Origin of the sequence: Streptomyces sp. NPDC059443 (assembly GCF_042750105.1) — a bacterium.
In the GTDB taxonomy this organism is placed as follows: domain Bacteria; phylum Actinomycetota; class Actinomycetes; order Streptomycetales; family Streptomycetaceae; genus Streptomyces.
Genome location: NZ_JBHYVM010000017.1, coordinates 147166 through 157396 on the forward strand (window position 1 = coordinate 147166; position 10231 = coordinate 157396).

The 10231-nt window shown below is 72.3% G+C and carries 11 protein-coding genes and 1 pseudogene; 1 reads left to right on the plus strand and 11 read right to left on the minus strand.

Going from position 1 to position 10231, the window contains the following annotated elements; all coding sequences use genetic code 11:
* Positions 1-104: 104 nt before the first annotated feature.
* From lgt to hisI, 11 genes and pseudogenes are all read right to left on the minus strand, one after another.
* Positions 105-1127: a prolipoprotein diacylglyceryl transferase gene (lgt, locus tag ACFXDJ_RS18795; RefSeq protein WP_384661286.1), complete on the minus strand. Its 1023-nt coding sequence runs from the start codon at positions 1125-1127 to the stop codon at positions 105-107.
* Between the two features lie 281 nt (positions 1128-1408).
* Positions 1409-2194, minus strand: a pseudogene (locus ACFXDJ_RS18800) (DsbA family protein); the annotation flags it as partial.
* A gap of 104 nt (positions 2195-2298) precedes the next feature.
* A complete protein-coding gene (trpA, locus tag ACFXDJ_RS18805) occupies positions 2299-3111 on the minus strand; it encodes a tryptophan synthase subunit alpha (protein ID WP_384661284.1) in 813 nt (270 codons plus the stop codon).
* Positions 3108-4367 (minus strand): tryptophan synthase subunit beta, encoded by a 1260-nt coding sequence (gene trpB / locus ACFXDJ_RS18810; protein WP_384661281.1) that lies wholly within the window; start codon positions 4365-4367, stop codon positions 3108-3110. Before trpB ends, trpA begins: the two co-directional genes overlap by 4 nt.
* 196 nt (positions 4368-4563) lie before the next feature.
* The gene (trpM, locus tag ACFXDJ_RS18815; protein WP_384849673.1) at positions 4564-4773 is read right to left on the minus strand and encodes a tryptophan biosynthesis modulator TrpM; all 210 of its coding nucleotides are present in this window, start codon (positions 4771-4773) and stop codon (positions 4564-4566) included.
* An 8-nt stretch (positions 4774-4781) separates the two neighbouring features.
* Positions 4782-5591 (minus strand): indole-3-glycerol phosphate synthase TrpC, encoded by an 810-nt coding sequence (gene trpC, locus ACFXDJ_RS18820; protein WP_356517739.1) that lies wholly within the window; start codon positions 5589-5591, stop codon positions 4782-4784.
* A gap of 162 nt (positions 5592-5753) precedes the next feature.
* A complete protein-coding gene (locus ACFXDJ_RS18825; RefSeq protein WP_384849676.1) occupies positions 5754-6077 on the minus strand; it encodes a DUF2752 domain-containing protein in 324 nt (107 codons plus the stop codon).
* Between the two features lie 269 nt (positions 6078-6346).
* Positions 6347-6595 (minus strand): HGxxPAAW family protein, encoded by a 249-nt coding sequence (locus ACFXDJ_RS18830; protein ID WP_384661276.1) that lies wholly within the window; start codon positions 6593-6595, stop codon positions 6347-6349.
* Between the two features lie 111 nt (positions 6596-6706).
* Entirely contained in the window at positions 6707-7375 is a 669-nt protein-coding gene (locus ACFXDJ_RS18835) for a TIGR02234 family membrane protein (protein WP_384661273.1), read from the minus strand.
* A gap of 14 nt (positions 7376-7389) precedes the next feature.
* The gene (locus ACFXDJ_RS18840; RefSeq protein WP_384661270.1) at positions 7390-8880 is read right to left on the minus strand and encodes an anthranilate synthase component I; all 1491 of its coding nucleotides are present in this window, start codon (positions 8878-8880) and stop codon (positions 7390-7392) included.
* A 53-nt stretch (positions 8881-8933) separates the two neighbouring features.
* Entirely contained in the window at positions 8934-9314 is a 381-nt protein-coding gene (gene hisI, locus ACFXDJ_RS18845) for a phosphoribosyl-AMP cyclohydrolase (RefSeq protein ID WP_384661266.1), read from the minus strand.
* 84 nt (positions 9315-9398) lie between these two features.
* Here hisI and ACFXDJ_RS18850 point away from each other — a divergent pair, with 84 nt between their 5' ends.
* The gene (locus tag ACFXDJ_RS18850; RefSeq protein ID WP_384661263.1) at positions 9399-10031 is read left to right on the plus strand and encodes a TIGR03085 family metal-binding protein; all 633 of its coding nucleotides are present in this window, start codon (positions 9399-9401) and stop codon (positions 10029-10031) included.
* The last annotated feature ends 200 nt before the right edge of the window (positions 10032-10231 follow it).

Sequence of the window (10231 nt, forward strand, 5' to 3'; positions counted from 1 at the left end):
TGGGGGCCCGGGCGGGGGGGGGGGGGGGGGGCCGCGCGCCCGGCACCGGGGGGGGGCGGCGGCGCTGGGGCGGCCCCCCCTTCCCCTCTCGACCGGAACCCCGGTCAGAGCTTCTTGGCCTCGGTGGCCTTGTCCGCGGCGTCCGCCCCGGCTTCGGCCTTGTCCTTGTCGGCGGCTTCGGCCGCGGTGTCCGCGTCCTTCGGCTCGGCCTCGGCCTTGTCCGCCTCTGCCTTGGCGTCCTCCGCCTTGGCGTCGCCCTCGCCGTCCTTGGCCTCCGGGGTGTCCCCGTCCTCGGATTCGGCCACGACCTCACCGGTGTCCGGCTCGACGACCTCCTCGCGGCCCGGCCGCAGCTTCGCCGAGAGGACCAAGTAGACGACGGCGAGGATGAAGACCACGATCGAGGTCCACACGTTGAGCCGCAGGCCCAGGATGTGGTGGGCCTCGTCGACCCGCATGTACTCGATCCAGCTCCGCCCGACGCAGTACGCGGCCACGTACAGCGCGAACGCCCGCCCGTGTCCGAGCTTGAAGCGGCGGTCGGCCCAGATCACCAGGAGGGCGACGCCGACGCACCACAACGACTCGTAGAGGAAGGTCGGGTGGTAGGTCCCGGCGACGCGGTTCGGGCCGTCGCTGATCTCCACCGCCCAGGGCAGGTCGGTGGCGCGGCCGTACAGCTCCTGGTTGAACCAGTTGCCCCAGCGCCCGCAGGCCTGGGCCAGCGCGATCCCGGGGGCCAGGGCGTCCGCCCAGGCGGGCAGCGGGATGCCGCGCACGCGGCAGCCGATCCAGGCACCGACCGCGCCGAGCGCGATCGCACCCCAGATGCCGAGGCCGCCCTGCCAGATCTTGAAGGCGTCGACCCAGTCGCGGCCTTCGCCGAAGTAGAGCTGGTAGTCGGTGATCACGTGGTAGAGGCGACCGCCGACCAGGCCGAACGGGACCGCCCACACGGCGATGTCCGCGACCGTGCCCGGCTTTCCGCCGCGGGCGACCCAGCGCTTGTTGCCGAGCCAGACGGCGACGAAGACGCCGATGATGATGCAGAACGCGTAGCCGCGCAGCGGGATCGGTCCGAGATGGAGCACGCCCGTCGACGGACTGGGAATGAAGGCAAGGTTCATGGCAAGACCCGACGCTACCTTGCCGGACGGTGCGGACCACAACCCGTCCGGCAAGCTGCTGCCGAATCGAGACGGGGGTCTCAGTCCTCCGGGGCCGCCTTCGTGGACGTAGAGGACGTAGTGGACGTACCCGACCCCGTCTTGGATCCCGACCGGGCCGAGGCCGAACCCGAGGAGGAACCCGACGGGGAGGCCGAGCGGGCCGAGGAGGCCTGGGACGGCGACGGGGACGCGGACGGGGACTGCGACGGGGATCCGGACGGCTTCGCGGCGCCCGGGCCGCCCTTGCCGGCCGCCTCCACCTTCTCCTTCAGCTTCTGCGGGGTCAGCGGGTTGGCCTGGTCCGCGAAGATGTCCTTGCCGTCGAGGAGCACGGTCGGGGTGCCGCGGAACTTGCCCGCGCGGAAGGCGTCCTGCGACTTCTTCACCCAGCTGTCGTGCGTACCGTCCTGCACGCACGTGCGGAACTCCGGGGTGTCCAGACCCTCCACCTTGGCGGCCAGTTCCAGGAGCTTGGCGTTCTTGCCGTAGGCGTCGTTGGTCTCCTCCGGCTGGTTCTCGAAGAGCACGTCGTGGTACGGGGAGAACTTGGCCCCGTCCTGCGCGCAGGCCGCCGCGTTCGCGCTCCGGAGGGAGCCGGTGCCTCCCATGTTCCCGTCGATCAGGGTGACCAGGTGGTATTCGACCTTGAGCAGGCCCTTGCCCTCCAGCTCGTGGATGGTGTCCCGGTAGTTGGTCTCGAAGGCCTTGCAGGCCGGGCAGCGGAAGTCCTCCCACACTGTCAACGTGGAAGCGGCCTCGGGCTTGCCGGCCTGGATGGCGAGCGCGTCCTTGCCGGTCGCCCCGGAGGGGGCGACCAGGGGGCCTGCCTTCGCGGAGGAGCCGCCCTTGCCGGTGTTCGCCGCGATCAGGCCGACGACGGCCGCGAGACCGAGTACGCCGACCACCGCCGCCGACACCACGAGGGTCCGCCTGCGCTTGTCCTTGGCCTTCTGCCGCTCGCGCTCCGCGTGGAGTCGCTCACGGGCCGATCGTTTCGTCGCATCGCGGTTCGCACCGTCGTTCATGTCACTCACGTTCCGCCAAACGAAGCAGGGAGGCACTCTCGTGCCTCCCTGCCCCTACTTCCACCCGATCGGGCTACAGAACCCCGTCCCCGGCCCGTCCGGCGTCAGCTTCTGCGTACGCCTTCCGCCAGCTCGCCCGCCAGCGCCCGTACGGCGTCCAGCCCGGCCGGCAGGTCCGGCGCGTCCAGCAGCAGCTTCACGAAGGCCGAGCCGACGATCACCCCGTCGGCGAAGCCGGCCACCTCCTTGGCCTGGACGGCGTTGGAGACGCCCAGACCGACGCAGACCGGGAGCTCGCTGGTGGCGCGGGTGCGGCGGACGAGGTCCGCGGCCTGGTTGCCGACCGACTCGCGGGTGCCGGTGACACCCATGAGCGAAGCCGCGTAGACGAAGCCGGAACCGGCCGCCGTGATGGTGGCCAGACGCTCGTCCTTGCTGCTGGGGGCCACGACGAAGACGGTCGCGAGACCGTGCTTGGCCGCGTGCTCGCGCCACAGCGCGGACTCCTGGACCGGCAGGTCGGGCAGGATGCAGCCCGCGCCGCCGGCCGCGGCGAGCTCCTCGGTGAACCGCTCGACGCCGTAGCGGTCGATGGGGTTCCAGTAGGTCATGACCAGGATCGGGGCGCCGGTGGCCTCGTGCGCCTCGCGGACGGTGCGCAGGGTGTCCGCGATCTTGACTCCGCCGCGCAGGGCGATGTCGTCGGCGGTCTGGATGATCGCGCCGTCCAGGACCGGGTCGCTGTGCGGGAGGCCGATCTCGACCACGTCCGCGCCGCCCTCGATGACGGCCTTGACGGCCTCGATGGCCCCGTCCACGGTCGGGAAGCCCGCCGGGAGGTAGGCGACGAGGGCCGCGCGGTCCTCGGACTTCGCCTTGGCGAGGGTGGCCGAGAGGAGTTCGATGTTGCCGCTCACTTGGACTCCCCCTCGGAGGCGTTGGTGTCGTACAGGTTGAAGTAGCGCGCGGCGGTGTCCATGTCCTTGTCACCGCGGCCGGACAGGTTGACGACGAGCAGCCCGTCCTTGCCGAGCTCCTTGCCGAGGTCCAGCGCGCCCGCGAGGGCGTGCGCCGACTCGATGGCCGGGATGATGCCCTCGGTGCGCGAGAGCAGCCGCAGGGCCTGCATCGCCTGGTCGTCGGTGACCGCCCGGTACTCGGCGCGGCCGGCGTCCTTGAGGTACGAGTGCTCCGGGCCGATGCCCGGGTAGTCCAGGCCGGCCGAGATGGAGTACGGCTCGGTGATCTGGCCCTCCTCGTCCTGGAGGACGTAGGAGCGGGAGCCGTGCAGGATGCCGGGCTCGCCCGCGGTCAGGGTGGCCGCGTGCTCGCCGGTCTCCACGCCGTGCCCGGCCGGCTCGAAGCCGACCAGGCGGACCCCGGCGTCCGGGATGAAGGCGTGGAACAGGCCGATGGCGTTCGAACCGCCGCCGACGCAGGCCGCGACGGCGTCGGGCAGCCGTCCGGCGCGCTCCAGGATCTGGCGGCGGGCCTCGACGCCGATGACGCGGTGGAAGTCGCGGACCATGGCCGGGAAGGGGTGGGGGCCGGCGACGGTACCGAAGAGGTAGTGGGTGCGGTCCACGTTGGCGACCCAGTCGCGGAACGCCTCGTTGATGGCGTCCTTGAGGGTGCGCGAGCCCGACTTCACGGCGATGACCTCGGCGCCCAGCATGCGCATGCGGGCCACGTTGAGGGCCTGGCGCTGGGTGTCGATCTCGCCCATGTAGATGGTGCATTCGAGGCCGAAGAGGGCGCAGGCGGTGGCGGTGGCCACGCCATGCTGCCCGGCGCCGGTCTCGGCGATGACGCGGGTCTTGCCCATGCGCTTGGTGAGCAGCGCCTGGCCCAGCACGTTGTTGATCTTGTGCGAGCCGGTGTGGTTCAGGTCCTCGCGCTTGAGGAAGATCCGCGCGCCCCCGGCGTGCTCGGCGAACCGCGGCACCTCGGTGAGGGAGCTGGGGCGGCCGGTGTAGTTGACCATCAGGTCGTTGAGCTCGGCCGCGAAGGCCGGGTCGCCCTTGGCCTTCTCGTACTCGACGGCGACCTCGTCCACGGCGGCGACGAGCGCCTCCGGGATGAACTTGCCGCCGAACTCGCCGAAATAGCCCTCGGCGTTGGGGATGTGACCCTCGGGGTCCGGAATGAAGAACTCACTGGTGGCGCTGGACATGCCCAGGTACTCCTACGGGTGCGACGCGGATGTCTTCACCGTATTGCGCCGCCCTCCCGCCACGCTCACACCCCGCTGGAGTGTGTGCATGCGGTACGGGGCGGCCCGCCCCCGGAGCCGGCGGCTCGGGCGGCAGGCCGTACGGGTACGCCGACGGGCGCGGTGTACGTCGTACACCACTGCCGGGGCGGCCTCGTTACGGCGCGTCGGGGGTGCGCCATCGCATGCCGTTGACCTGACCGGGCTCGGAGCCGATCACGTACCGGACCCGCCGCCCGTGCACGCGCCGGGCCGGGGCGCGGCAGCCGCGGGGGCGACAGCCGCGCGCCAGGGGCGCGTGCGCCGTCGGCACGCCGGCCAGGCGCGAGCCGGGCCGGGTGCGGACGGAGGGGCGGTCGTGGGTCACGGGACGGGTCAGCTCCGCCCGTGGCGCAGGGCGGGGTGGGCTCCGGCGGCGACGAGGTCGGCCACGGCCGACTTCGGGTCGCGGCCGGTCACCAGGGACTCCCCCACGAGGACGGCGTCGGCCCCCTCGTTGGCGTAGGCGATCAGGTCGTGCGGCCCGCGGATGCCGGACTCGGCAACCTTGACGATGTGGGCCGGGATCTCGCCGACGATGCGCTCGAAAGTGGAGCGGTCGACCTTGAGGTCCTTCAGGTTGCGGGCGTTGACGCCGATGATCTTGGCGCCCGCCGCGACCGCACGCTCGATCTCCTCCTCGTCGTGGACCTCGACGAGCGGGGTGAGCCCGATGGACTCGGCACGCTCGATGAGGGAGACGAGGGCCTCCTGCTCCAGGGCCGCGACGATCAGCAGCACGAGGTCGGCGCCGTAGGCGCGGGCCTCCCACAGCTGGTACGCCGTGACGATGAAGTCCTTGCGCAGGATCGGGATGTCCACGCGGGCGCGGACGGCCTCCAGGTCGGCCAGCGAGCCACCGAAACGACGCTGCTCGGTGAGGACGGAAATGACCGCCGCACCGCCCGCTTCGTAGTCGGCGGCGAGCCCGGCCGGATCGGCGATGGCTGCCAGCGCGCCCTTGGACGGGCTGGAGCGCTTGACCTCGCAGATCACCTTGACGCTGTCGCCGCGCAGGGCAGCGACGCCGTCCTTGGCCTGGGGCGCCTTGGCGGCACGCTCCTTGAGCTCGTCGAGGCTGACGCGTGCCTGCCGTTCGGCAAGGTCTTCGCGGACCCCTTCGATGATCTCGTCGAGCACACTCACGCGAGCGGCCCCCTTCCGGGTCGATGGCGGTCGGCCGCCTTGCGGACACGTACAACCGCAAGGTCAGCAGTTCAAATGGTATCCGCAGGACGCCTTGCCCTCCGCACGCGGTTGACGGCGTCCCATTAAATGGACATGGGGAATCTTTGCTTCACCAATACCTCAGGGCGCCAGGAAAGAGCCCATGGGCAGGTTCCGGACAACCGAGAAGACCAGGGCCACCACGCCGATCACCCACCAGTGCACCGGCTTCATCACCAGCCTCGGTGCCCGCCCGCCGCGATGGGCGCGAACCAGCCACAGCACCATGAAGCCCGCGAAGAAGAAGTAGCCGGCGACCGCCAGGGCATTCGCCCCGATTGCCGTCACGAGATCGCCGTGGGCGAACGCGTGCGCACTGCGCAGTCCCCCGCAGCCGGGGCAGAGCACCCCGGTCAGCCGGAACAGCGGACAGACCGGGTAGTGGCCCGGTTCGTACGGATTCACCGTGCCCACGTACGCCATGGCCGCGGTGGCCGAGGCCAGCGTGAGCGCCGGGGAGACCAGCCGCCGGGCCCGGGACGGAGAACCGGCCGGAGGGCCGGCCGGAGGACCCGGCCGCGGTATCGCCGGGGGGTCGGCGGGTGCCGCGGACGGCGCGCGTTCTGGAGTACGAGAGGCGTCCACCCGCTGATTCTCTCCGCTCATGACAAAAGGCGCAGCCCGACAGGGCCGCGCCTTTCGAAGTCGACGGCCCGACTGGGGCCCGACCCGCCTCAGACCTTGGCGAGGCGGTTGGCCGCGATGACCTCGGCGAGGTCCTTGTGGGCGGCCTTCGGCGCACCCATGCCCGCGGCCTTCATCGCCAGACCCACGACACCGCCGATGGCGACGACGACGAGACCGGCCCAGAAGCCCAGCGGGTTCGCCAGCACCATGAAGGCGCCGGAGACGCAGAAACCGATGAAGGCGATGATGACACCGGTCCAGGCGGCCGGGGTGTGTCCGTGGCTAGTGCCCGCCATGAGTTGCTCCTCGTACTCGGGTGTGCTCTGTCGCACGCCGCACGTGCTGTGTCGAACGCTCGATGGTCATTCGCTCGATGCTCATTGTCCCGCACCGGAAGGCCGCGCGGTTCAGGGGGTCCCGGTCGGGTCCTCGCCCCGGTCCAGAGCCTTCCAGAGGTCCTCGGGCCGGTCCGGGTCCACCACGGCCGCCTTACGGGGCTTCGGGCTGCCGTCGCGTTCGTAGCGGCCGCCCATCGCCGGCCAGGCGCGCCCGAACCGCAGGGCGAGCAGCCCCGCCACCAGGATCAGCGCCGCGCCGCAGACCGTCACGTAGGGCCACGCCGTATGGGTCAGGCCGGCCACGCGGGCCGCGGTGTCCGCCGTGGTACGGGCGGCCGCCGCGTCCAGGGCCTGGCGGCCGTCGGCGTTGACCAGCGCGGCCGCCGCCGCGCCCAGGCCGCTCAGGGCGAGCAGCGCCGACACCAGCAGCCGGCCCTTGCCGCGCACGGCGAAGACGGCGACCAGGGCGGCGAGGCCCACGATGGCCAGGGCGGCCGGCAGTCCGGTGACGCTCTGGCCGTCCGCGCTCAGCGGCAGCGAGCCGCCGCCGAAGGCGGCCGTGCCCCGGGCCCACACCCGCCCGGAGGCGAGCAGGACGACGGTGGCACCGAGGGTGCCGAGCAGCAGGGCGACGGCCACGCTGCGGCGGCCCGCGCCGCGGCGGCCCGGCGCCTCGGGTTCGGTTCCGGGGGCGGCAGGGTCGATTCGGGGCGGGGGTACGGCGCTCACGCCCCCCACTATCCCCTACGGGCTCAGGAGCCGTGGAGGCGGTTCGCCGCTCCCACCGCGCGCAGCACCGCGGCGGCCTTGTTGCGGCACTCCAAGTCCTCCAGTTCGGGCACCGAGTCCGCGACGACTCCGGCGCCGGCCTGGACGTACGCCTTGCCGTCGCGCAGCAGCGCGGTGCGGATGGCGATGGCGGTGTCGGAGTCCCCGGCGAAGTCGAGGTAGCCGACGCAGCCCCCGTAGAGACCGCGGCGGGTGGGCTCCAGTTCTTCGATGATCTGCATGGCGCGCGGCTTGGGGGCGCCGGAGAGGGTGCCGGCCGGGAAGCAGGCGGTGAGCACGTCGAAGGCGGTCTTGCCCTGGGCGACGCGGCCCGTCACGGTCGAGACGATGTGCATGACGTGCGAGTACCGCTCGATCGACATGAAGTCGACGACCTCCACCGAACCCGGCTCGCAGACCCGGCCCAGGTCGTTGCGGCCCAGGTCGACGAGCATGAGGTGCTCGGCGCGCTCCTTGGGGTCGGCCAGCAGCTCGTCGGCGAGCTCGTTGTCCAGCTGCGGGGTGGTGCCGCGGTGCCGGGTGCCGGCGATGGGGTGGACCATGGCCCGGCCGTCCTCGACCTTGACCAGAGCTTCGGGGCTGGACCCGACCACGTCGAAGCCGTTCTCGAAGCGGAAGAGGTACATGTACGGGGACGGGTTGGTGGCCCGCAGGACCCGGTAGACGTCGAGCGCGGAGGCCTTGCAGGGGGTCTCGAACCGCTGCGAGGGCACCACCTGGAAGGCCTCGCCGGCCCGGATCCGCTCCTTCACGTCCTCGACGGCCTCCTGGTACTTCTCGCCGCCCCACAGGGCCGAGTACTCCGGGAGCTCGGAGGCGGGCAGCGGCATCGGCGCGTACGGGGCGGGCCGCGCGAGGTCCGCCTCCATGGCGTCCAGGCGGGCGAGGGCGTCCGCGTACGCCTCGTCCACGCCGGCTTCGAGGTCGTTGTGGTTGATCGCGTTGGCGATGAGCAGGACGGTGCCGTCCCAGTGGTCCAGGACCGCCAGGTCGGAGGTGAGCAGCATGGTCAGCTCGGGCAGCTGGAGGTCGTCGGTGGTGTGCTCGCCGATGCGCTCCAGGCGGCGCACGATGTCGTAGCCGAGGTAGCCGACCATGCCGCCGGTGAAGGGCGGCAGGCTGGAGGAGAGGTCGCGGGGGGTGTGCAGGGCCTCGACGGTCTGCCGCAGGGCGTCCAGCGGGTCGCCGGAGGTGGGCACGCCGACGGGCGGGGTGCCGATCCAGTGGGCCTGGCCGTCGCGGACGGTCAGGGTGGAGGCGCTGCGGACGCCGACGAAGGAGTAGCGCGACCAGGAGCGGCCGTTCTCGGCCGACTCCAGGAGAAACGTCCCGGGGCGCTCGGCGGCCAGCTTGCGGTAGAGCCCGACGGGCGTGTCCCCGTCCGCCAGCAGCTTGCGGCTGACCGGGATGACGCGGCGGTCGGCCGCGAGCTTGCGGAACGTCTCAAGATCCATGGCGTGGGACCCTACCTCTTCGGCTTCGGCTGTTCGTCTTCGGCTTGTTCGTCTTAGACGGCGGGGCCGGAGGGACCGGCCAGGGGCAGGACGTCGGCATCGAAACACGTACGGGCCCCGGTGTGGCAAGCCGCCCCGACCTGGTCCACCCGGACGAGCAGGGTGTCGGCGTCGCAGTCGAGGGCGACGGACTTCACGTGCTGGAAGTGGCCGGAAGTGTCGCCCTTGACCCAGTACTCCTGACGGCTGCGCGACCAGTACGTGCAGCGGCCGGTGGTCAGGGTGCGGTGCAGGGCCTCGTCGTCCATCCAGCCGAGCATGAGCACCTCACCGGTGTCGTACTGCTGGGCGATGGCCGGGACCAGACCGTCCGCGGAGCGCTTGAGGCGGGCGGCGATGGCGGGATCGAGGGAGGACGTACTCATGGGTCCCATTGTGCCGGGCCGGTACGGCGATCAGGGCGCCCTGTCCGCCTGATGGGCAGGCGTGGTACGGGTTCCGGCCGTAGGCTGGCCCGCATGTCTACCCATGCGAAGCGTGAACGACTGCTGCTGGCGGACCTGTTGGAGTCGGCCGGGCCAGAGGCGCAGACGCTGTGCGACGGCTGGCGGACGCGGGAGCTCGCGGCGCACGTGGTCGTCCGCGAACGCCGCCCGGACGCGGCGGGCGGGCTCCTCCTGAACGTCCTCAAGGCCCGGCTGGACCAGGCGATGGAGGAGTACGGGGCCAAGCCGTACGAGGAACTCGTGCAGCTGATCCGCACGGGCCCGCCGAAGATGTCCGTCTACTCCCTGAAGCAGATCGACGAGGCGGCGAACGCGGTGGAGTTCTACGTCCACGCGGAGGACGTCCGGCGCGCCCAGCCGGACTGGACCCCGCGGACGCTCGACCCGGTCTTCTCCGACAGCCTCTGGTCCCGCCTGGAGAAACTGGCCCGCCTGACGGGCCGCCGCTCCCCGGTGGGCCTGGTCCTGCGCCGCCCGAACGGCCAGACGGCGGTGGCCCACAAGGGCACCCCGGTGGTGACGGTCACGGGCGAGCCGGGAGAGCTCACCCTGTTCTGCTTCGGCCGCCAGTCCGCTGCCGCGGTGGCCTTGGACGGCCCGGAGGACGCCATCGCGAAGCTCACGGTGGCCCGCCTGGGCATCTGACCCACCCGGGTCGGGGGCGCCTCAAACGCCGGCGGGGCTGGATAGTGGTGCCGCGCCGTGCCCGCCGTGCGGCGCCGTTGCCGGGGGCCAGCCCCCGGACCCCCGGGGGGGGGGGGGGCGGCGGGGGGGGGGGGGGGGGGGGTGGGGGGGGGGGGGGGGCCCCGCCGGGGGGGGGGGGGGGGGGGGGGCGGGGCGCGGGG